The organism is Pseudoalteromonas sp. A757, from assembly GCF_004103285.1.
GTDB lineage: Bacteria > Pseudomonadota > Gammaproteobacteria > Enterobacterales > Alteromonadaceae > Pseudoalteromonas > Pseudoalteromonas galatheae.
This window is the reverse complement of sequence record NZ_QNQN01000072.1, coordinates 338,524-359,889: the sequence shown is the minus strand read 5'-3', so window position 1 is coordinate 359,889 and position 21,366 is coordinate 338,524. Positions and strand designations below refer to the sequence as shown.

The following is a 21,366-nucleotide window of genomic DNA, read 5'->3' as shown; positions in this document are numbered from 1 at the left end:
AATTGTGGACATCAACCAATTTACTCTATTTCAGCAATATCCACTCCCTCACCCAGATAATCTACTTGAACAAGACGTACAGCGATTGATCAATGCGCTTAAGGCAATTGATGCAGATATCCACCAGCAGCAATTGGTACATCAACAAGCTCAAGTAGATATCGACAAGCGCTTCAGACGGCTTCGGCTAAATCAAGTGTTGGGTGAAACCCTGCTACCAATTTAAAGGATTTATAAGAGGAAATTATGGCAACAATTCAACAAGCCGTTCAAGTAATGGTCGACAAACTGGTCGCCGATATGAACGGCAGCACTCCGCTGAGTGCAGAGGAGCAAACCTTAGTCACGAATGCAATTGCGCGGCTTGCAGATAACGCCAAGCTTGAGCAAGCCGTAGTGGCCGTTGCACAGGAACATTTGGATGACTCAACCCAGCTATTACAGCAGGTTGCAACCTCTGCGATTAATAGTATTGATTCTGCCAAAGCTGACTTAACCGCGTCGACCGCAGAGCTGGTTACCAGAGCTGCAAAACTAGCGCTTCTGGATCAAATAGGTCCTTTGACGCAACAAATTAATAAAGTGGTCGCGAACAACACGGCAGCTACGCCAAAAACCTTATTCGCGATAAAAAATATTGATACGGCGAATAATCATGCTAATTTTCGCCGCTCCACATCGGTTTTGGCTATCTATAATAGTGATGGTACTTCCTACCTCACTCGGCCAAGTGTCAACGCAAATGCAGCAACAGAAACATGCCGTTTGGATCATTTAAAAATTAGCCAAGATGGCACATTTACGACGATTTTAAAGTCGAGTTTTGTGTACAACAATGCCTTTGAGCAAAACCCAGCAACTAAGGTGTATCAATATGGTTCAAGTACTATCGTACCACTGGGTTTAAAAGCACAACCTAATGACATTAGTTTTGAAATCGTTTATAGCACTCAAGAGTCTCAGTCCACAAATGCAACAGAGTATGGTGGTATTTTTGTTTCAGGACAGGGGTTTACATCGCGAACTTTGCCTAAGCAAGATCTCAATGCCCGAGATAAATTTGGTATTCCAACTAGGTCTAGTTACAACCATAATGAGGTAGCTGTGTTGTACAATAACCAAAAGCACTGCTTGGTGATTATCGACTCGGGTACTAACTTGGTTGTGGAAAAATATCGTGATGGCAATCACATTACTAACATCGCCATTGCGAATGAAGCTGAATATCAGAATTATGTGGATAGCGGTGATTTTACAACGATGGTATTTATCACAAATACCCTCGCACAGCCGCACGGAATAAATCGCTATAACCACAGCGAATCGGAAATTTCTAGTTATTCATCTAACTATTACGGTTATTTTGGCTTACTCGGAAATGAGCTCAAAATGGCAGGTGATAAATTCAACGCACATTATCTCTTCACTGAAGAGCTGAAGCTTCAGCCTATCAATTATATTTTTACCAGTAATAGTGAACCGTATCGTACACAAAGTTCAAATGGTACTGAGAATAGTGAAGGTGAAGTGAATGTGGTAATGGAAACACTAGATGGCGAGTTACTGAGTTCATACTGCTATCGCTCTAAGGCCGATAGCCTAGGATACGATGGAGGGATAATAGCCACAGCCATTCAAGCGATGAATCCATACTCACATATAGGCGTTATTAATGAGCACTATCTATATAACCAGTACGGCCTTGCTAGAACCTGTCGCGCGATTTAAGGAGTGAAAATGAATACTTACTACGACAATAACAAAGGGATGTCTATTGCGGGTAACTTTTGGCTGGTACACCCGCAAACAGGCGAGCAATGGAGTAAAGAGTCCGTAGCACAATTTATAGCTGAAGCTCAGTTAGAGACTGAAGAAAACTCTGAAGTTGAGTATTTAAAACAGCAAGTCATTTCGCGCATAAAGCAACTCGCCTATGGCAAATTGCAATCGGAGCAGTGGCGAGTAGAGCGCGCAAAAGAGCGCGAGTTGAGTGAGCAGTTGAACGGTAATGAGGAAGGTGCGGCAACAGAGCGTGCAAACCTACTAGCCATTTTGCAGCAAAGAGAAGTGGTGCGTGAAAAAAGCGGTGAGTTAGAAGCCGAGGTGCTTAGCCTTACCACTCAAGCTGAATTACTAGAGTTTGAGGTTGCGTTCTAATAACTTCGCAGCAGGTCAGGATTGACCTGTTTTACTCCCTAAAAATCAGTAAGATAGACCTATGCTTGAGAAAGTTAACAAGCACACAGGTTTTCAATCTCCAAGGCCCACAAGCAAGAGTTTGCTGTGGGTTTTTTTTGTTGGTGAGGGTTATTACTGTCAAGGTAAAAGCTCTTAGCCTGAGTTCTAGTCAATTAGGAATTTCTAAATAATACACAAGTAATGCAAAAGTTAATTTAAGGAGTGAGTATGAAAGAAGACAAAACCTTTATAGCTGAGAGCAAAGCTAAAGCTAACCCTGAAACATTTGGTGTTAAATATGGGATAGATATGAGCAGGGCAGATCAGGAAAATAACCTGAAGTTCCTGAATGAATGTCTTGCACAATGTGGAGAAATTGAAATAACTGGCGATATCGAAATATATGGCAGTGCAAAGGTGAGATCTGGACATCGTATTTCTGGCCAATCAAGGTCAACATGTAGCATTAGGGGGAAACACCCTACGGCACCGACGATTATTGACAACACAGTAGGTAAAACCCCGAATCAGAGTAATAACTCTAGAGATGTTGTTATTCGCCACCTCAAGGTTGAGTCTGAGCATTCTCATTGCTTTCACGTGACGCCCTATCAATGGACTTGGGATTCTTGTCGCTTCTCTTGCGCTAAGTCCGCAATTAAGTTTTATGATGGCGGCTATCAAGTTGAGAACTATATTATCAACAATTATTTTATCCATTGCGGTCGAGGTATAGATTCATTTCTTGAGAAGAACGCAAGTGGTGACTACATCCAAAGAACATTTAAAGCGACAGATCAATATGTTTTAAATAACGTTTTCTTTCGTGCGGGTGAAATTGACTCCGCTATCAAGATGTTCATACCGTCAGGTTCTCGGTTTGATGGTAACCATTACTATGGAGGTGCGGCAGCTGAGTTTGTTTACTTTAGCGGTGGCTCAAATGTCAGGGTGGCGAACGAGTACTTTGAGAATATGAAAAACGCGAGAATGAGAATTAACTTTGGTGCACCTCATTCAGAGTATAACATTGTTGGTTGTTCGTTCTTTGGCGGAAATGGTTCTCAGCGAGACCATAATGGTAATCAAAGTCACTTGGTTACTTTGTCTTTTAATCCAGACAACTACTGTTCTGCGACTTTTGTCGGAAACTCATTCTCAGGAGCAAGTAGTAAAATCCCAGTTTTTGGTTTACTAAATGGACGTTATAGTAACTTAGGTGGAGCCAATGTTCAGTTTGATAAGTCCAACTTGATAAACTCACCTAATTACTCCAAGGCTGTAGCGCTCGATACAGGTGACAACGAAACGAGGAACGTGATCCAGTCTAATCATCCAAACTTTATTATTATGTCATCGGATGGAAAGACAGACTTTACTAAAGGAGATGGAAGTGAATATATCTTCACATACTCAGGTGTGGCTGAAAAGGAAGTAAAATTGCCTGCGAGTCCTAGATGGAGTAAAAATAAACCTCTCATTATTCGAAATATGTCAGGTACAACGACTTTGAAGTTGGCTCAAGGCAGGGTATTTGGAATGAAAGAGATCCCGACTGGTTGTTCAGCGAGTATTATGCAAAAACCAGATGAACCAAATTCGTACTTATGTGTCAAGTTAAGTTAATTCTTAGGTAAGTCAGCTTATGGCAAACCGGTCAGGATTGACCTGTTTTACACCCTAAAAACCAGTAAGATAGACCTATGCTTGAGAAAGTTAACAAGCACACAGGTTTCCAATCTCCAAGGCCCACAAGCAAGTGTTTGCTGTGGGTTTTTTTATGGCGCAAAGCGAGGAGGTGATGATGGCATTTGAGCGGTTGGACTTATCTCAGTTGCCCATTCCTAAAGTATTAAAACCCTTAAACTTTGAGCAGCGTCTAGACGCATTAAAGCAAGCATTGCTGCAAAAGGATAATGCACTCCAAGAGGTAGTAAACTTGGAAAGTGAACCTCTGACTAAATTGCTAGAAGTCATGGCATATCAAGGACTGACTCAGCAAAGCATGCTAAATGATGCAATAGAAGCGAACTTGCTCGCGAGTGCTTCAGGGAGTGACTTAGACGCAATCGCAGCGAGGTTTAATGTTGCAAGGCTTGGGAATGAGGATGATGAGCGCTTAAGAGCGAGAACACAACTGGCGTTTGATGGACTGAATACCGCAGGGAGCGCGGCTTCTTATCGCTTTCATGCATTGTCGGTGAGTAATGAGATTTGCGACGTGCAAGTTCATAGTCCGAGGCCATGTGAAATAGAACTAACCGCCTTGAGTCGAATAGGGAAAGGTACACTAAGCGCGGAGCTGCTGAATAAATTACACGTTGCCTTTACCCCTGAATCGTCAACTCAGCCTGAAGTCTCTAAAGTGAGACCGCTTGGCGATAGAGTCACAATCAAGCAGCCACAGGTATTGACGTTTAACATTGCAGCGGAACTTGAAATTTTACCTGGCCCGTCGCCTGAGGTGATTGTGGACAGTGCATCAGCCGCGCTCGAAGCTTACTTAACAGAAAGGCGACAGCTTGGTCGGCAGATCACGCGAGCGGGCATTAGCAACGCTTTGTTTTTGTCCGGTGTCGAGAACATCAGGTTGGAGTCGCCAAGTGAAGACATTATACCTCTAGATATTGAGGTGGCGTATTGTCAGCAAATGGATTTGCGGGTAAAGGTGAGGGGGCAGGATGACTAAGCTTTTACCTCATAATGCGTCAACGTTGGAGCAGTGGTTAGCAGAGCTGCAAGCCAAGCCTCGAACTATCCGAGCAGGCTTATTAGCGGCCTTAAAAATTGATCAGCGCAGCGATGATGAGCTAGTGGAAATTGCGCGTTATCTCTCGTTGACGGAGGCCGATTGTCTTGATTTACGCAGCGCACTTAAACGCTTATCAAGTAATAAGCTGCTGCCAATTATTAACTCTCAAGTGTTTTTCCCAAGAGATGCACTTGAGCGGCTAGCGATAAATGTCCGACTAAGTGGGCTCTCCGTCAAGGATGATGAAGCACGAATCCAATTGCGTGATGCCTGTGTACTGAGCGACACACGGCTGCTCTTAACGAGTCTTTGGCAACCCGAGCTTTGCCCTGAGCCTTTATTGCCTTTTTTGGCGTGGAACTACTCAGTGGATGAGTGGGATGAACATTGGCCTGTGGCGATTAAACGCCAAGTCATTACTGATGCATTCACGGTTCATCAGTGCAAGGGAACCCCATTTGCGCTGCAAAAAGCGCTCGATAGCCTCAATATTGAAACCGAGATCAAGGAATGGTGGCAGCAGACAGATGGTTTGCCTGGCACTGTGCAGATCTGGGCGCTTATTAATCAGAATTTGGACGACCGACAACAAGGATTGTTGACCTCCCAGATGCTCAAACGTATTCGCCGTGTGGTAAACGCAGTGAAGCGCGGTGCTATCCATGTTGATTTACAATTGGGGATTGCGCTTAAAGAGCAAATTGGTGCTGCAGGTCTTGGTAAAGCGCCTTTGGGTTTGAGCAATACCCAAGTGTTGGGGTTAGGGGTAAAACCTGAGCAAGGCAAAGCCGCATTAGGGGCATGTGGCCATATAAATCACTATGGCTATCAAATGCTAAATACCGAAGGTACAGGCGTTTTACCAAATGAAACGCAGGTAAGTTTAGGTGTGCTTGCGGTTGCAAAACAGCTGAATGCACAAATGCATACCGGCCAAGGATTGGGCGTTCACCCTGATGAGTTAATGCAAGGAGTGGTACTCGCCAGTGGTATGCACCGACTTCAATATCAACATTATCATTTACAAGGAGCGACTTAATGTCTGCACTAACGCTGCAGTTTACCCATGCGGGACTTGATGCCCTACTCAGCGCTCAAGCGCGAGGCTTTAAGGGGCAAATCAGCCATATGGCGTTTGGCGATGCCGCTTATACGCCATCACAAAATCAAACTGAGCTACGCAGCCTAAAAGAGCGTGTAGCTATTGCCGACAGCGACTATCAAGACGGTGAAAGTACGAGCCTTAAAATTGCAGGCAAATTCGACGCACCACTTGAATATGCCATCAGAGAAATTGGTGTTTATTTAGATAGCGGCGAGGTAGATGCAAATGGTGAGCCGGAGCTGACTTTGCTGGGGGTTTACTCAAAAGCCAACACCACACTTGGCTACCGTACACCTGACGTTAAAGTACTACAGTGGTTAACGTTAAGTTTGGCTCAACTGCCTAGTGAGAGTATTGAGGTAAAGCTAGGGGTCGACAATCTTAATCTGATTGTTGACAAAGAGCTGGCCGAAATGACGCTAACGCAGCTAGATACGATGCATCGGCAAATCAAACAGGAATTTCGTTTGCAACAACAGGAAACCGCGCTAAGTGAGCTGCAACAATTGCTCACCAGTGAAGTGACACGATTAGATACAACACATGCCGCTCGACTAGATAATCGCGTATCAGCATTCCATGGCTTATTTAACGCAGAACTTGCCAACGTAACAACGGTACAGCTAGACACCATGAACCGCCAAACCAATCAAGAAATTAGATTAACCAATCTTGAGCATCAATAAGGAAACACTATGTCAAATGACAATTTAACCATGACGGAGCGCCTGAGCCAGGTTGCCACACGTGCCAATGCACTGTGCCAAACTGTTGAAGATCAGGTTGGGATTATTCAAAGTACTTTATCGGAAACGGTGACAGATGTTAAAAGCCAAACTTCTCAAGCTATTAACACGGCACAGACGCAGTTTTCAGAATTTAGAGAAAACGCAGATGATAGGTTTAGCAAACGTCTAGAAGGTGATTCATCGAAAGAAATCATTGATCTCAAACACCTAGATGAAAACACATTTTATGCTCTTAGCTTTCATCACCCAAAAATGCTTGATGTACGCCTAGAAAGGTACGTTCATTTAGATGGAAATGGTAAGGGTTTACTAGAGTTTCAGGTTCAGCTCCAAAATTGGTCTAGTGGTGGAGATTTCCATTTCGCAATCCAAAAGGCACATGCATACTCTTCTCATCCTTTTGTTGCGAAAGTACTAGGTGCGTCTACACCTTATACATCTTCTATTTGGCTGAGAGGTGGTTTTTCATATGTACTTTATACGTCAGGCCATTACTCGAAGCGTTCCATTATTGAATCTAATACACAAGTGGTTGAAAAGATCAGCGACACTGACTATTACTTGCCGCCGATAACGGAAGTGCATAACAGCGTTGTTCCTAATAGATATATTCGAGGTAATTAATTATGGAAAATGAACTATTTACACAAAAGCAATGGAATGAAATTAGGGATATTCGAAATCGACTACTCGTTGAAACAGATTGGACACAAGTATCAGATTCTCCACTTAGTGAAAGTAAACGTGCAGAGTTCAACGATTATCGAGCACAATTAAGAAATTTGCCTAACCAGTCTGAATCTCCGGATCAAGTCGTTTGGCCGGCAAAACCTGAACTCTAAAATCCCTAACCTTCTTTCGGGCGTTTCGTCCATCTTCGGCTTTTTAATCTAGCCAATTTATAATTTGAGAGCACAACTATGCATCGACAAACCTTGATAGGTAAAGTGTTGGCGTGCCTGAGTGCCGGTCTGTCTGAGCTTGCTCAAGTTGATTTACTCAAAGCAAGCCAGCCACAACCGGATTTAACAGAGCGTGCACAGCTTACCCTAATCCCAATCGCTGAGCGACAAGCCAGTGAACTGCAAGCGAAAGGCGCCGACAAAGGCGTGACTTATGGGCCTGCGTACAATAAAAACCTGAGCCCAAATGCACTCGACAGACGGGTGATGACGTTGCAGCTTGAACTGGCGCTTGAAGAGGCTGAACCCTCGGCGTTGATAGCGCGGTTGGATAACTTGGTCAGTGCCGCTGAGGCTTCGATTATAAAGGACGAAACGCCCGTCCCTTGGCAACACTTTATTTGCGAAAAAAGCAGTTTTAGTTATAGCAACCAAGTCAATTCAATGCTCGCTAAGGCAACGCTGACTTGGCAATTTTATTACCAAGTTGAGTATCCCGAGGAGGCCGGTGTTGAGGTGACAGAAGTGTACCTTGGACCGCATGGTGGCGAGCATCGCTTAATTTACAAAACCCCAGAAGAAGGACCGATAGCGTGATAGCCAATCAACATTTTTCAGACTTAGCCATGTCCGACTTACAGCAGCGTCTTACTAAGTTAATTAGCCTAGGAACGGTGCATGAAGTGGACTACGAAACGGCGACCGTCAAGGTCAAAATGGGTGATTGGATCACGGCAAAGTTACCTTGGCTAACGGCGCAAGCTGCTCATGATATGACTTGGCAAGCCCCTGAAGTTGGTGAGCAAGTGATGGTGTTATCTCCCTGTGGAGATACTTCCCAGGGAGTGGTACTTGGCAGCTTGTATTCCAACTCGCAACCACATCATCATCAAGATCATGTTCTTGGTGCTGGTGAGGCATATGAGCAGGTGTCAGACAGGGAAGGGGTGAGTCGCACTAAGTATAAGGATGGTGCGATGGTGGAATACGACCGAGAGCAACACATTTACCATTTGTATGTGCCTAACACCAGTGGCAATGAGGTAGCGCAAATTAAAGTGCACTCGGCGCGCGATATCCACATTGAGTGTGGTAACGATGCCACTGTGATCGTTGGCAATGATGCTAACGTGCAAGTTGCAAACAATCTAACAGCGCAAATTGGTAATGATGCAGTGGTAAATGCTGATAACAATATCAGTGTGGCGGCAGCGAATGAGTTATCGCTTGAAGGTAGTAACATAACAATGAGCTCAACCTCAGGCAATATTGAAATTGCGGCCAGCGCGACGCTGAAATTAAACGGCGCAAACATCAGTGCACAGGAGTGATTGGGTATGCCAGTGATAGCAGTGGATGGCGATATGACAAATGTTCACGCGCAATTTGTACCAGGGACGGCTAGTGCCACACAGTCGAGTTTTACCGTCGCAGGTAAGCCGGTACTTAGGGTTGGAGATCCCATCAGTGACCATGTATTTTCACCCGATCCAAAAGTAAAACACGTTGGCGTCACGATAGCTGCTGGTGCTGGTAGCTTCACCATTGCAGGGAAAGCGGTCGCGAGGATCAGTGATGCAGCCAGTTGTGGTGGCAAGCTTGCAGTTGCGGGCGTCGCGTCATTTAGTGTAGGAGGGTAACTCAGCATGATAGGAATGAATGCCAAAACGGGCAAGCCGCTAGGTGGTGTTGAGCATCTAAAACAGAGTATTCGCGATATTGTGACCACACCACTTGGGAGCCGAGTGATGCGGCGCGATTATGGCTGCGGCTTATATGAGCTTGTAGATAGGCCTTTTTCTCACTCTTTGGTAGGGGATATCACTATGACCATCGCCAATGCACTGGAAAAGTGGGAACCACGGTTTCAACTTGATGGTGTTGCAGTACACCCAGCAGGAGAGGGCAAGTTGTCTATCGAAATAAAAGGATTGTATTTAATCAACGGGGAGCCTGTCACCATCGAGGGTATCCAAATCTAAGTCATTTTTTATTCACCTTACCCGTTAGGTATAAGGTCAACAAACTCTAATTTATATGAAGTTATTAGGGCCATACAAGGCAGCTTGTATGGCCTTTTTTATTCTCTAACTGACATGTCTTTAAAGGAGATAACTATGTCAAAATTTCTACACGGTGTAGAAGTCATTGAGGCGCAATCCGGCACGCGTCCAATCAAAACAGTAAAAAGCTCAGTAATTGGTGTGATTGGTACTGCACCTAGTGCAGATCCAGAAAAGTTTCCACTTAACACACCTGTATTGGTTGCTGGTAAACGTGCTGAAGCTGCACCGTTGGGTACAGAAGGAACACTGCCTGCGGCAATGGACGGTATTTTTGACCAAGCTGGTGCGGTAGTCGTTGTGGTTCGTGTCGATGGTGCTGATGAAGCGGCAATCATGTCAAACATGGTTGGCGGTGTGGCAGCAGACGGTTCTTATGAAGGTGTACAAGCTTTCCTTGGTGCTGAGTCTGTACTTGGCGTAACACCACGTATTCTTGTGGCGCCAGGTTATGCGCATCAACGCCCTGAAGGTAATCGTAACCCAGTTATCACAGAACTTGTGAACGTGGCTGAGCGTCTTCGTGCGGTGATCATTGCAGATGGTCCAAATACAAACGATGAGGATGCAAAAACATATCGTGCTGACTTTGGTTCGCGCCGTGTGTTCGTTGTTGACCCTCATGTCAAAGTATTCCGCGATGGTAAAGCAGAAGTTGAACCTGCAAGTGCACGTGTTGCGGGCATGATTGCTAAGTCGGACAACGACCGAGGCTTTTGGTGGAGCCCAAGTAATACCAATATGAACGGTATTGTGGCAACTGCACGTCCTATCGACTTCCAGCTGGGCGATGCTAACGCACGTGCGAATATGCTGAACGAAAAAGAAGTGTCGACCATCATTCGTCAAAACGGCTTTAAGCTTTGGGGTAACCGTACTTGTTCTGACGACCCTAAATGGGCATTCCTGTCAGTGGTACGTACCGCAGATATGATCAATGACTCACTACTGCGTGCGCACATGTGGGCGGTTGACCGCAATATCACCAAAACTTACATCGAAGATGTTACGCAAAGTGTTCAGTCATACCTAGATAGCTTAAAAGCACAAGGTGCAATTCTTGGCGGTCAAATTTGGGCTGATGAAGAGTTAAACACACCGGCCAATATTCAAGCGGGTAAAGTGTATTTTAGCTTTGACTTCACGCCGCCAACACCGGCTGAGCACATCACCTTCAAGAGTATTCTAACTAACAACTACCTAGAGGAAATCGTATAATGGCAATCTCTCCAAAAATTCTTAAAAAATTCAAGCTGTTTGTAGACGGTAAAGGCTATCTAGGTATTGCTGATGAAATCCAGCTACCAAAAGTAACCGTAAAAACTCGCGAAGTTACGTCGGGTTTCCAAGCGCCGGTTGAGCTTGATGTTGGCCAACTTGAAAAGCTAGAAGGCACAATCACGTTACTTGAATACAACGCTGACATGATGAAGCTACTTGGCGATTGGAGCGGTGCAACAACGCCATTAACGGCTCGTGGTGCTATCCAAGCGCAAGGCGAAGCGCCAGTGCCCGTAGTGGTAACGCTTGAAGGCTTCTTCAAAGAAGTGGATATGGGCAGCTGGAAAGACGGCGAGGAAGCTAAGCTAACGCTGCAATATGCAATTCAGAAGTACAAGCTACAGATCGGTCAAGATGTAATTTACGAAATTGACCTATACAACGACGTTCGTACCGTTAATGGTAAGGACCAAATGGCAGCACTTCGCGCAGCAATCGGAGCTTAATCCATGAAAGAAATCATTACCTTAGCATTCCCAGTTACGGTCGATGGGCATGAGTATGCAGAACTGACAATGAGACGACCAAAAGTACGCGATCGGTTAATGGTGGATAGAGCGGATATCAGCGAGTCAGAAAGCGAAATTCGTTATTTCTCGCACTTATGCGAAGTTTCTCCAGATATCATCGAAGAGCTTGATTGGAGTGATTTTGTGAAGCTGCGAGAAACGCTACAAGCTTTTCTCGTGTCCCGCCAAAGCGCTTAAAAGCCATGGTTATCGCTCTGGCCAAATATACTGGCTGGGGCTTGGCCGAACTCAACGCGCTGACCGAAGACGAACTCATCGAGTGGTTTGAAGCAGCGCTTGATTACAAACAAGCGACAGAAGCGGGCTAAACCGATGACCGCAACCGCCCCTTAATCCTTTAGGGGGCGCATTTCCATACTTTTAGACGCTTTAGCTTAGGCCTCAGCTTAAGCTAAAGCGTTTCACTTTTCTCTATTTTCCTCAGGTAACGCCATGACAAAACAAGGTAAACAGGTTCGTTCACGAGAGGCGAACAAAGTCAAAAATAAGTTGCCACAGGTAACTTCGCTTGCTAACCAAGTTGCACATTTAGGTAGTCTAGTTGCAAAGCTCAATGCCAATTCAGCGACTAGTGCGCAGATCCAGCAATTAATCTCCATCATGACTCAACTTAATGCCAGCGCGGTGTTAAGTCCGGAGGCTTCGTTCTCAGTACCTGAGTTTCAGGCACCTGCCACTGGTGAAAATGCTGTGCCTAGTAGCCAGCTGTTTCAGCAGGCTGAGCAGGTCATGTTGGCGTTGCCCGATTCTTTACAGCATGCGATAAGCGGCTTGTCTGAACGGGTTGCAGAACTGGATTTCAGTGCCGCAAGCCAAACCGTACAAGTTGAGTTGGCGGCATTAGCCGAACACGTTCCTTCACTTTTTAACGCAATTTCCGTTGCACCAGCCGTGACTGCCGCGACAAATGCATCCAAACAAAGCCAATCTGTAATCGATGCTCAGCAGCAATTTTGCCTAGATGCAGCGTCATTGGGTCAAGCTTTGCCGGACTTTGCATCGAGTTTAGATTTGGCTGCTTTGCCAAAGCAGCTGCTCGAAACAGGCAGTTTGTTGAGCAATATTGAGTTTGCAGAGGTACTCAAAGGAGAGCTTGGTTCGTTAACAGAAGCAGCTCCTGCGTTATTGACTCAATTTGGCTTTGACGATGCGGCAAACGTGGTAACGCAGTTTGCGCCAGCTGTGAACCAATTGGATATTCCAGGACTTTTTCAAGGCGATTTACAAAGTTTGCAGCAGGCTTTGCCAAGCTTGCTAGAAGCCGTTGATCTTAAGGCATTGAACCAAACTCTCGCACAAGAAATTCCGGCGCTTGCACAACTTGATTTAGCCGGGCTTGCTAATGGTGAGCTGGGGTCGTTGGCCGCAACATTACCAAACTTACTTGAGGCGGCTGGACTTGATGGTGCTGCAAACTCAGTATCTGCGGCTTTGCCAGCACTACAACAATTGGACTTAGGAGCAATTGCGGATGGTGATATCCAGTCGTTGCTACAAAGTGCTCCGGCATTATTAGATGCATTGGATATGCAAGGTGCGTCACAGGCTTTTGGTTCAGTTCTTCCTATCGCTGAAAAACTCGATTTTAAGGGCTTAATGGATGGTGAGCTAAGCAGCTTAGTGGATGCCGCACCTGAAGTGCTTAGAGCATTTGAACTTGGCGATGCAGCGGATAAGCTACAAGCTGCGATTCCTGGCTTAAAACAACTGAATCTCAAGCAAATTGCCAGCGGTGACGTATCGAGCCTTATGGCGGCAGGTCCTTCATTACTAAAGGCATTTGAATTAGACGGTGCAGCTGGCGTACTCGAAGGCGCATTACCGGCATTAGAAAAACTGGATGTCGACGCGATTTTGGGGGGCGACATCAAGTCCCTTGTAAGTGCAGGGCCTGAACTGTTAAGTGCATTTGGGCTAAACGATGCGGCAAGTGTACTAGAGCAACACGCTGATCTACTCTCCAATATTGATTTAAAAGGCGTTCTCAAGGGAGATCTATCTTCTCTTACCAACAGCTTACCAGATTTATTTGGTGAGTTTGGATTAGACGGTATTAGCGATGATTTATCCGAGTCGTTTGCTGAGTTAGAAGGTGATGTTGAAGAGAAGAAATCTACGCGTAAAAAAGGACGCAAGAAGCGAGGCAGAAAGCGTAACAAGCGAGCTAAGTCTTCTAATCTAGCGGATAAACAAGAAACGTCGGCGGATCGCGAGCACAAGCCGCGCAAAGTCAACAAACGAAGCGCCAATAAACCCGCTTTGAAACTGTTAGACGGCGGGAAAGCCCCTAGCGTAAAAACACAGTTAGATAATCAAGCATCGCAACCAAAGTCCAAAGCAAAAGCCAAAAAAGTCAAAATGATGGCTGCCGCAAATGATGCTAGTTATCAAAAGCTTGGTAGTTTCTCTCCAGCTAAAGGTGGCAAACTTGGTCAGTTATTCAAGGGGTCTAAAAAGTTACTTGGGCGTGCGGCTGCACCGCTTAGCGTGGCGTTAGGTGCATTCGATGCATTCACGGCATTAACTGATGACACGTTAACGACGAAAGAAAAAACCACTCAGGTTGGAGCGGCTGCGGGTGGCGCTGGCGGCGCACTCGCGGGCGCCGCAGCAGGCGCGGCAATTGGCTCGGTTGTTCCTGTGGTTGGCACTGCAATTGGCGGCTTAGTCGGTGGTGCACTCGGCGCGATGGGCGGTGAGTCAATTGGTGGTTGGTTTGGTGACAAACTTGGTGGTTGGTTCTCTGACGATGCTCAGGACTCAGCTTCAGGTACCTCGAGCCCTTCGGTGACAGAGCGCTTGCTCGATAGCGCAACGAGTTTTGCCACCATGGGACCACTGGGCTTAATTAGTGACACCCTCGGCGGTTGGTTATCAAAAGGCGATGAAAACGTTGCGCAAACGGACAACAAAACGGCTGCGATTAGTACGCCTCAAAGTGGTGAAGCAACTAAAAACAATGCGCTCGACTTTGTTAAAAATAATGTCATTAATGAGCTGAATTTGGCCACCGGCACGGCTGCTGCGTTTGCTGCTAATCAAGGGATGACAACCGGCAAAATACACGGCGTCAGCAAGGCGGGTGATTTGGCTGGTAGAGCGCTAAACGCACACACAGTATGGGAAACGCTCAATAATGATGGGCTTTCTGTTAAAGAAAAAGCGGCTGGCATTGGTAGCACGCTGGGCGGTATGTTTTCTGCTGATGCGGTATCAGGTGCACTTTCAAAAAGCAAAAATCCCTATGTGAGAATGGCGGCCCCTATGGCGGGTTACCTTACCAACAACATGGTTGGTGATGCCATTAAAAGCTGGTTTAGCGAGGACAAAACATCAGCTACCAATGAGTCTAAAGCACCGGATCTAAATAGTTTAAATCAACTGAATGTGAGTGCGAATAAAGCATCTGAATATTCATCGGCGTCGCAGCCGAGCGCAGCATCGGTAACGGTAAACGCCAATATTACTGTCAATGCAAAAGATGGCCAACAGGCTTATGAGGTTGCGCAGCAAGTGAAGCAAATGTTGGATCAGCAGCAACAACAAGCAGAGCAAGAGCTTAGTGCTAGATATTACAATCAAGTGGCATAACGATAGAGGACTAAATGAGCAAAGTTAATCATGCTAAACATATGATGCAACTGGGAGACTACAAGTTCTCAGTAAGCACCGCAGCGTTTAATAAGCTCCAGTACGATTCTCAATATCGCTGGGAAGCCCACAAATCTCAGACTGATAAGGATTCTCCGCCGATGCAATTTATTGGCGTAGGAGAGCAAACCTTAAACATTGAAGGGGTGATCTTCCCGCAAATTGTGGATAACGGCTTGAAGCAGTTAGACATGATGAGAGATGAAGCCGCCAAAGGGGAGCCGATGACGCTGGGCTATGTTGAAGAAAGTGGGAAATCTAGTCCAAGCGTAGGGCGCGTGATGGGTAAGTGGGTCATCAAACGGATAAGTGAAACGCGGACCTTATTTTTTAATGATGGGATCCCACGAGAAATCCAATTTTCAATGGAGCTCAGCCGCTATTAAGCGCGCTGGGTGCTAAGGAGTCGTTATGAGCAAAGGGGTAACTTATATTACGCGAGATGGCGATTGTCTCGATCTCATCTGTTTTAAGCACTATGGCCGCAGTAGTGGCATGGTAGAAAAGGTGCTAGAAGCCAATCATGGCTTGGCAGAGCTTGGGCCAATTTATTCGGAGCAGATCAGTATTTTTCTTCCCGAAATCGCAAAACCTACTGCGTCTAAAGTGATCAATATTTGGGATTAATATGGACTTACAACCGCATTATTCTATTAAAGCAAATGGCAATGAGGTATCAAAAACACTGAAGAACCGCTTGGCTGAGCTTAGTGTTACAACACGCACGGGACTGGCGAGTGATACCTGCTATGTACGATTTGACAATTTGGCTGACGCGCCCATTGCCTTACCCGCACCAACGGATCAACTAGAAATTGCGATGGGATATAAAGAAGGCACCAAAGATCAGAGTGCTCCTTCAACCAAATTAGGTATTTTCGAAGTGGGCGCTTATGAGTTGACTGGCCCCAATCGCTCGTTGACATTTTATGGTAATAAAGTGCTGTGGGATCAAGATTTTAAAGCGTTAAAAATACGCTCATGGCCAGAGCAGGGGAAGGATGAGCCGCTGATGCTGGACAAGCTTATTCAAGACATTGCTGGTGAGTATGGGCTACAGGCAAAAATAGGCGATGCTTTTCAGGGCCGAGAAATACCGCACATTGAGCAAAGTGAAAGCGATATGCAATTGCTAAGCAAGCTTGCTGTGCAGTTTGATGCAATCATGAAGATTGCGGATGACAAGCTTATCTTTATGGCTAAAGGCACCGGAAAGTCGTTAACTGGCAAAGCTTTACCTAGCGTGACGGTAAGTAAAAAGCAGCTGGTTTCATGGCAGCTTAATGCTAACCACAACAAGTTAGTTAAAGGGGTGCAGGCGTATTTTTACGATAAAGCGTTAGCGCAAAAAACATTGGTAAGTGTCGGTGGCGGTTCACCTAATACTACACTCTCTTACGTTTATCCTAATGAAGCCGAAGCACAAACCGCGGCGACGGCCATGTTACAGCGTTTAAATCGAGCGCATACCAGTGTGCAGCTTTGTGTGGTTGGCGACCCTAATTTATTAGCAGGTGGCGTGATAACTATCGAAGAGGTTGATGATAACCTCAACGGCGACTGGTTTGTCTGTGAGGTCAAACATGTAATTAATCACGCCGGCTTTAAAAGCTATTTAGTATGCGAAGCATTAGGTTAAGTTAAATCCCACACTTTTTATATTAGGCGTCAGCGATTATCGCGTTGAGCGCTTCCTTCCTTAATTTTTTCCTTTCTCCCTGTGTCCCGCATAGGGTGTACTTCTATCTCATCCATCATAGGTGAGATATACCCTTTCTCCATGTGGGCCATCCTCATTTTGAGGCTCTGGCCTCTTTCCTACCTGTAATTTGATGTAATGGTGTAAGTCAGAAATAGCTTCTACACTGCAGTAATGCTTCATGAATTGAACCACTGCAAAAAGGATTACAACATGTCACATCACTGCAATCAAAATCCCATTGTTTCAGCTGCGATATACCCACCCATTGGAGTAATGCGGGTTGGTAACAGCCCAGATGAATTTTTTATTGGTCCTGAGGTCGATACCGCCATTCCAAGAGATATGAATTACTATCGCGATAGCACGGGGGCGTTGAAGCGCCAAGCTGCGCGTTTTCGTATTTATGGATTGGACGCCGAGGGCAACATCGTTAAAGAGCTCACTTGCGACGACGGTGCTTCTATCATTTGGCATGCTCGCTTGGCTAATCAAAAAGCATCTTGGTATGAGTTTCAATTAGCGTTGGATATTCCAGAGGCGGCTGAAGCCGAGCCGAGTTTACTACGCAACCTCAATGTAAACGACCGTAACAGCTTGCTCATTGATGGTGGGGCGCAGCAGATCAGTGGTATTGCTTCTGGGTGCGGTTGTAGTCGCTTTGAAGGATGTTTTGCCGGTAAAAAAGTGTACTTAGGCGAAATGCGTACCGATGATAAGGGCCGCTTACTGATGCTTGGTGGGCACGGGGTGTCAGAAAATCCTCAAGGCCACGAAGCGATCACGTTCGGTAATAATGAAGGCTGGTACGACGATACTTCGGACGGCCCGGTAACTGCTGAGGTGAAATATCAAGGCAAAGCACTTGATGTGAAACCTGCATGGGTTATTTGTGCGCCACCAGATTACGCACCAATGCAAAAATCTCCGCGAACCATGTGGGATTTAATGCGTCAGGTTGCAGTTGACGCCAAGATGCTACCTGCACCTAAGGGTAAGCCTTCCTTTAGTAAAGACATTCTGCCGATTTTCCAAAGGTTAACCGATTTACAATGGGTTAATGCGGGATTTGCCGCAGGATTTGGCTGGAATAGCCCCTTTGATTTTACTTCAGAGACTTGGATCAGCCGTTTAAATGACAACTCACGCACATGGCAAGAAGTAAGACGTAATCTCTTTAATAACTTTAGACAGATAGAAAAAGTCACCACAGCGGATGAAAAACATAGTTGGAACCCTAAATTTGCCGCTACCGCTCCGCAGTTGTGGCCTTGGTTGTACGGCGATGCGATGAGTGTAGATGCCGATGACTCGCCAAGGCAGTTTGTCACCCTGACAGAAATTCAGTTGAATATGTTACAGCAGTGGTCGAATGGCGAATTTGATTCTGATTACGACCCTTGTTATCGCCCCCCAGCCAGCATTGATGAAATACCAGTTGCTGAGCAGCCTGATATGTTAACCAAGGCGGCGATGGAGTTCTGTTTAGCGGATGCTTTCCACCCTGGATGTGAAATGACTTGGCCAATGCGTACAGCAGGCATGTATAGCGAGGCTTTCCGTCTTAAGCATTCAGAGGATACTGCACCGACCCACGGCACCAATTATGGCGTGGAAATGACATCAGAAATCGCGCTGCATTCGAGCGGGCCGTTAAAAACGGGGCAGGTTGCTGGTGGCATTACACGTTGGATGGCCATTCCTTGGCAAACAGACACCGCGAGTTGTCGTGATGGCTACAATGAAGCGTACGACCCTTATTTACCGACCTTTTGGCCTGCACGAGTGCCAAATAATATGCTTAGCGAGCAAAATTATCACCGAGTAGTCGATGAAACAAAGCCATTTGCAGAGCGACAAGCAGCATTTAATGACCGGGAGCTGTGGCTAAACGATTTGCCGATAGGCCCTTCAACCAACTATATCGAGCAGATCAACAGTATGATCACTGGGTTTGGTCAATTGGCGGTGGTATTACCGAAGACAGAAAAAGGCGTAACTGGTTTTCCAACCACCATGCAAGTAGGGTTAACACCAGTCAAAGCGGAAAAACTGCTGGCTGCGGATAATAACGAAAGCATGCGAGATTGTCGTCCTGATTTGTCACAAACCGACAAAGCACATCGTCGGAATCGCAAATAATAAGGGCTAATATGGCTGAAAGGAAATCGGATATTGTCATTGTAGGTGCAGGCATTGCAGGATGCATTGCTGCACTTGCTTTGCACCCTCACTACCAGGTGATAGTAGTCGATAAGCTCGCCGCAGCCAAAGACAAAGTAGGCGAGTGTTTACCGCCAGCGGCGTCTAGAATTCTCAAAAAGCTTAACTTGTTGCACTTACTACAAAGCCCGGAACATCTCACTTGTCACGGTATGATTTCGTTTTGGGGTAGTGAATCGCCTACTATAGTGGATAACGTTAAAAACCCCGATGGTTTGGGGTGGCACATTCATCGGCAGCATTTTGAACAGCAGCTTCGTGATCAATTAGTGCTTCGTGGTATCCCTTTGTTATCTTCTACAAAGCTTACTGATGTGGTGCAAACACAATCAAGTTGGCAAGTTAGGGTTGAAGGCCGCGACACTGACATGTCTATCACGACAACACTGCTTATTGATGCTACCGGTCGCGCCTGTCATCTGGCGAGGCGACTCGGTGCAAAACTACAACAGTTTGATAAGCAAATGGCACTGTGGCTTACCGCAGAGGTTGCCACGACGAAACAGTTTGCGGTGATAAGCGATGAAGAAAATGGCTGGTGGTATAGTGCGCCGAGCGCGGCATGCTCTTCACTCGATCCTAATATGCAGCCTCGGGTGTTTTCTTGGCAGGCTTGCGCTGATGCGATCAAAAAGTACAACATCACCAACGCTCGAGATTTTTTAGCCAAAGTAAAGCAGGTGAGGGGATTTAACACCTTAGTGGACTTGGTGAATATAGAAACAGCACACCTGCACCCAATGGTAAGTGCAAATTCGGCCCGTTTGGATAGTTGCGCAGCAAAAGGCTGGTATGCGGTGGGTGATGCGAGCATGAGCTTCGATCCGCTCTCTTCGCAAGGTATGTTGCATGCCATGACCAGCAGCATGCAACTTGCGGATATGCTGCTGTTGCACGGTACGGATTACAAACATGGCGCAAAATTATATCAGTCGCAAATGGATAGAGTGTGGATGCGCTACCTTGAGCATCGGCAGCACTTTTATGAGGGATCAAAGTTGATCAGTTAACACGTATTATTACTATGTTTTGGTGCTAAAAAAGTAGCAGGTAATAATAATTGAGCTACTGTTTAAATACGTGTTAATAAGCCTCGCAAGGCTTAGGGAAGCAAAATGTCTATCCAGCAAAACAACATAGAAGAAACCTTGTTTTTCAGCCAGTTACTAAAGCAAACCTCAGCAATAGAATTATTAAAACAAGTACTTATGCATTCTCACCATGCGGTGGTTGTCACCGATGCAGATAGGAAAAATGGCTACCGCATCGTCTACGCTAATAAAAATTTTTGCAAACATACCGGTTATGATCTCGCGGAACTTATAGGTAGTTCTCCTGCGATTTTACAAGGTCCTAAAAGCAATAAAAACGTCATTGCTAAATTAAGTGATGCCCTTGAACGCGACGGCTTTTTCTACGGCTCCTCAATCAACTATCGTAAAGATGGCAGTATGTATCCGGTAGAGTGGAATATATCGGCTATTCGAAATGAGCAAGGGGAGGTGACACATTATATTTCCATGCAAAAAGACTTAACTAATCTGCGCCGACTCGCTGAGCAAATCCAAGAGTCAACGGAGGTTTTTAAGAAGTTTTACTTTAAAATCTCGCATAATCAGGAATTTGTAGGACCGGAGGCCCGCCGTCAAAGAGACAAAAGAAAAGCATCGTCAGAAGCAATAGAATTGTTCGATGAAACCCTCGAAGAGCTTAAGAAAAATGAAAAAATACTTAATGGCAATTTGCGCTCAGAAGAAGCGAATGACTTATTTGATGATGCTTTTTTTGATATGGGTCCAGACGACCTCGGAGCGTTTTCAAGTAAATTGCAAAAAGAGCCTGAATCCGCAAGCGAGTTTTGGCTTGAGTGTCCAATAGAGCTCGATGATGTAGCTTGTCTACTCGAAGCGATGGATGAAGTGGATGCTGAAGTTGGGCTTGTCCAAGCAAATGGCTATTCGCAGCAACGTATTGAACTTATCGTTAAATTGTATAAAGAACTGGCCAATAGCTTATATTTTTGTGTTGAGTTTAACGATGGCGCGTTATTAATTGATGAGGTTGCAGAATGTTTAACGGCACATTTGCATGATAAAGATATTCCTGTCGAAATGCTGGTAATGTTTAATAAAGATTTGTTTGGATTAAAGAAGTGTTTGAATCGAAAGAATGCGACAACATCTATAGTGGTGAAACCAATACCATTGCCGCTGGTCGTCAGTTGATTGCGATG

General features: G+C 45.6%; 24 protein-coding genes. All 24 read left to right on the top strand.

The features are described 5' to 3' along the window. Positions 1-4 precede the first annotated feature (4 nt). The 24 genes from DRB05_RS17225 (at position 5) to DRB05_RS17115 (ending at position 21,358) form a co-directional block, all read left to right on the top strand. Entirely contained in the window at positions 5-226 is a 222-nt protein-coding gene (locus DRB05_RS17225) for a hypothetical protein (protein WP_128728016.1), read from the top strand. Positions 227-246: 20 nt separating this feature from the next. Next, positions 247-1,728, top strand: coding sequence for a hypothetical protein (locus tag DRB05_RS17220; RefSeq protein WP_128728015.1), 1,482 nt, complete (start codon positions 247-249; stop codon positions 1,726-1,728). Between the two features lie 9 nt (positions 1,729-1,737). Beyond that, entirely contained in the window at positions 1,738-2,157 is a 420-nt protein-coding gene (locus DRB05_RS17215) for a hypothetical protein (protein ID WP_128728014.1), read from the top strand. 249 nt (positions 2,158-2,406) lie between these two features. Beyond that, complete coding sequence (locus DRB05_RS17210; RefSeq protein WP_128728013.1) at positions 2,407-3,804, top strand: hypothetical protein; 1,398 nt, start codon at positions 2,407-2,409, stop codon at positions 3,802-3,804. A 154-nt stretch (positions 3,805-3,958) separates the two neighbouring features. Then, on the top strand, positions 3,959-4,867 hold the full coding sequence (locus tag DRB05_RS17205) for a baseplate J/gp47 family protein (RefSeq protein ID WP_240036265.1): 909 nt from the start codon (positions 3,959-3,961) through the stop codon (positions 4,865-4,867). Next, positions 4,860-5,969 (top strand): phage tail protein I, encoded by a 1,110-nt coding sequence (locus DRB05_RS17200; RefSeq protein WP_128728012.1) that lies wholly within the window; start codon positions 4,860-4,862, stop codon positions 5,967-5,969. The genes DRB05_RS17205 and DRB05_RS17200 overlap by 8 nt, the downstream gene beginning before the upstream one ends. Beyond that, the gene (locus tag DRB05_RS17195; protein WP_128728011.1) at positions 5,969-6,721 is read left to right on the top strand and encodes a phage tail protein; all 753 of its coding nucleotides are present in this window, start codon (positions 5,969-5,971) and stop codon (positions 6,719-6,721) included. The genes DRB05_RS17200 and DRB05_RS17195 overlap by 1 nt, the downstream gene beginning before the upstream one ends. A 9-nt stretch (positions 6,722-6,730) precedes the next feature. Then, positions 6,731-7,408, top strand: coding sequence for a hypothetical protein (locus DRB05_RS17190; protein WP_128728010.1), 678 nt, complete (start codon positions 6,731-6,733; stop codon positions 7,406-7,408). A 2-nt stretch (positions 7,409-7,410) separates the two neighbouring features. After that, the gene (locus DRB05_RS17185; RefSeq protein WP_128728009.1) at positions 7,411-7,626 is read left to right on the top strand and encodes a tail fiber assembly protein; all 216 of its coding nucleotides are present in this window, start codon (positions 7,411-7,413) and stop codon (positions 7,624-7,626) included. 78 nt (positions 7,627-7,704) lie between these two features. Further along, positions 7,705-8,283 (top strand): hypothetical protein, encoded by a 579-nt coding sequence (locus tag DRB05_RS17180; RefSeq protein WP_128728008.1) that lies wholly within the window; start codon positions 7,705-7,707, stop codon positions 8,281-8,283. Beyond that, positions 8,280-9,017 (top strand): phage baseplate assembly protein V, encoded by a 738-nt coding sequence (locus tag DRB05_RS17175; RefSeq protein WP_128728007.1) that lies wholly within the window; start codon positions 8,280-8,282, stop codon positions 9,015-9,017. Before DRB05_RS17180 ends, DRB05_RS17175 begins: the two co-directional genes overlap by 4 nt. A gap of 6 nt (positions 9,018-9,023) precedes the next feature. Next, positions 9,024-9,326, top strand: a complete 303-nt coding sequence (locus DRB05_RS17170; protein WP_052258317.1) for a PAAR domain-containing protein — start codon at positions 9,024-9,026, stop codon at positions 9,324-9,326. Positions 9,327-9,332: 6 nt separating this feature from the next. Beyond that, positions 9,333-9,668, top strand: coding sequence for a GPW/gp25 family protein (locus tag DRB05_RS17165; protein WP_017218947.1), 336 nt, complete (start codon positions 9,333-9,335; stop codon positions 9,666-9,668). Between the two features lie 135 nt (positions 9,669-9,803). After that, positions 9,804-10,967, top strand: coding sequence for a phage tail sheath subtilisin-like domain-containing protein (locus DRB05_RS17160; RefSeq protein ID WP_128728006.1), 1,164 nt, complete (start codon positions 9,804-9,806; stop codon positions 10,965-10,967). After that, positions 10,967-11,476 (top strand): phage major tail tube protein, encoded by a 510-nt coding sequence (locus tag DRB05_RS17155; protein WP_010378397.1) that lies wholly within the window; start codon positions 10,967-10,969, stop codon positions 11,474-11,476. Before DRB05_RS17160 ends, DRB05_RS17155 begins: the two co-directional genes overlap by 1 nt. Positions 11,477-11,479: 3 nt before the next feature. After that, positions 11,480-11,737, top strand: a complete 258-nt coding sequence (locus tag DRB05_RS17150) for a phage tail assembly protein (protein WP_128728005.1) — start codon at positions 11,480-11,482, stop codon at positions 11,735-11,737. 5 nt (positions 11,738-11,742) lie between these two features. Continuing rightward, positions 11,743-11,868: a hypothetical protein gene (locus DRB05_RS23110; protein WP_017218950.1), complete on the top strand. Its 126-nt coding sequence runs from the start codon at positions 11,743-11,745 to the stop codon at positions 11,866-11,868. Between the two features lie 124 nt (positions 11,869-11,992). Then, entirely contained in the window at positions 11,993-15,151 is a 3,159-nt protein-coding gene (locus tag DRB05_RS17145; RefSeq protein WP_128728004.1) for a phage tail protein, read from the top strand. A 14-nt stretch (positions 15,152-15,165) separates the two neighbouring features. Next, complete coding sequence (locus DRB05_RS17140; protein WP_010378403.1) at positions 15,166-15,597, top strand: phage tail protein; 432 nt, start codon at positions 15,166-15,168, stop codon at positions 15,595-15,597. 25 nt (positions 15,598-15,622) lie between these two features. After that, positions 15,623-15,838, top strand: a complete 216-nt coding sequence (locus tag DRB05_RS17135; RefSeq protein WP_128728003.1) for a tail protein X — start codon at positions 15,623-15,625, stop codon at positions 15,836-15,838. Position 15,839: 1 nt separating this feature from the next. Beyond that, positions 15,840-16,850, top strand: coding sequence for a contractile injection system protein, VgrG/Pvc8 family (locus tag DRB05_RS17130; RefSeq protein WP_128728002.1), 1,011 nt, complete (start codon positions 15,840-15,842; stop codon positions 16,848-16,850). 273 nt (positions 16,851-17,123) lie between these two features. Beyond that, the gene (locus DRB05_RS17125; protein ID WP_128728001.1) at positions 17,124-19,052 is read left to right on the top strand and encodes a LodA/GoxA family CTQ-dependent oxidase; all 1,929 of its coding nucleotides are present in this window, start codon (positions 17,124-17,126) and stop codon (positions 19,050-19,052) included. An 11-nt stretch (positions 19,053-19,063) separates the two neighbouring features. Further along, positions 19,064-20,143 (top strand): tryptophan 7-halogenase, encoded by a 1,080-nt coding sequence (locus DRB05_RS17120; protein WP_128728000.1) that lies wholly within the window; start codon positions 19,064-19,066, stop codon positions 20,141-20,143. Between the two features lie 105 nt (positions 20,144-20,248). Then, positions 20,249-21,358, top strand: coding sequence for a PAS domain S-box protein (locus tag DRB05_RS17115; RefSeq protein ID WP_235956519.1), 1,110 nt, complete (start codon positions 20,249-20,251; stop codon positions 21,356-21,358). Positions 21,359-21,366: the final 8 nt, after the last annotated feature.

Bases quoted from the DNA above. Each gene is read 5' to 3' on its own strand.
- DRB05_RS17145 (WP_128728004.1), top strand. From the start codon at position 11,993: ATGACAAAACAAGGTAAACAGGTTCGTTCACGAGAGGCGAACAAAGTC.
- DRB05_RS17180 (WP_128728008.1), top strand. From the start codon at position 7,705: ATGCATCGACAAACCTTGATAGGTAAAGTGTTGGCGTGCCTGAGTGCC.
- DRB05_RS17185 (WP_128728009.1), top strand. From the start codon at position 7,411: ATGGAAAATGAACTATTTACACAAAAGCAATGGAATGAAATTAGGGAT.
- DRB05_RS17205 (WP_240036265.1), top strand. From the start codon at position 3,959: ATGGCGCAAAGCGAGGAGGTGATGATGGCATTTGAGCGGTTGGACTTA.
- DRB05_RS17210 (WP_128728013.1), top strand. From the start codon at position 2,407: ATGAAAGAAGACAAAACCTTTATAGCTGAGAGCAAAGCTAAAGCTAAC.
- DRB05_RS17155 (WP_010378397.1), top strand. From the start codon at position 10,967: ATGGCAATCTCTCCAAAAATTCTTAAAAAATTCAAGCTGTTTGTAGAC.
- DRB05_RS17120 (WP_128728000.1), top strand. From the start codon at position 19,064: ATGGCTGAAAGGAAATCGGATATTGTCATTGTAGGTGCAGGCATTGCA.
- DRB05_RS17135 (WP_128728003.1), top strand. From the start codon at position 15,623: ATGAGCAAAGGGGTAACTTATATTACGCGAGATGGCGATTGTCTCGAT.
- DRB05_RS17195 (WP_128728011.1), top strand. From the start codon at position 5,969: ATGTCTGCACTAACGCTGCAGTTTACCCATGCGGGACTTGATGCCCTA.
- DRB05_RS17130 (WP_128728002.1), top strand. From the start codon at position 15,840: ATGGACTTACAACCGCATTATTCTATTAAAGCAAATGGCAATGAGGTA.
- DRB05_RS17140 (WP_010378403.1), top strand. From the start codon at position 15,166: ATGAGCAAAGTTAATCATGCTAAACATATGATGCAACTGGGAGACTAC.
- DRB05_RS23110 (WP_017218950.1), top strand. From the start codon at position 11,743: ATGGTTATCGCTCTGGCCAAATATACTGGCTGGGGCTTGGCCGAACTC.
- DRB05_RS17170 (WP_052258317.1), top strand. From the start codon at position 9,024: ATGCCAGTGATAGCAGTGGATGGCGATATGACAAATGTTCACGCGCAA.
- DRB05_RS17190 (WP_128728010.1), top strand. From the start codon at position 6,731: ATGTCAAATGACAATTTAACCATGACGGAGCGCCTGAGCCAGGTTGCC.
- DRB05_RS17215 (WP_128728014.1), top strand. From the start codon at position 1,738: ATGAATACTTACTACGACAATAACAAAGGGATGTCTATTGCGGGTAAC.
- DRB05_RS17150 (WP_128728005.1), top strand. From the start codon at position 11,480: ATGAAAGAAATCATTACCTTAGCATTCCCAGTTACGGTCGATGGGCAT.
- DRB05_RS17115 (WP_235956519.1), top strand. From the start codon at position 20,249: ATGTCTATCCAGCAAAACAACATAGAAGAAACCTTGTTTTTCAGCCAG.
- DRB05_RS17220 (WP_128728015.1), top strand. From the start codon at position 247: ATGGCAACAATTCAACAAGCCGTTCAAGTAATGGTCGACAAACTGGTC.
- DRB05_RS17160 (WP_128728006.1), top strand. From the start codon at position 9,804: ATGTCAAAATTTCTACACGGTGTAGAAGTCATTGAGGCGCAATCCGGC.
- DRB05_RS17125 (WP_128728001.1), top strand. From the start codon at position 17,124: ATGTCACATCACTGCAATCAAAATCCCATTGTTTCAGCTGCGATATAC.
- DRB05_RS17200 (WP_128728012.1), top strand. From the start codon at position 4,860: ATGACTAAGCTTTTACCTCATAATGCGTCAACGTTGGAGCAGTGGTTA.
- DRB05_RS17165 (WP_017218947.1), top strand. From the start codon at position 9,333: ATGATAGGAATGAATGCCAAAACGGGCAAGCCGCTAGGTGGTGTTGAG.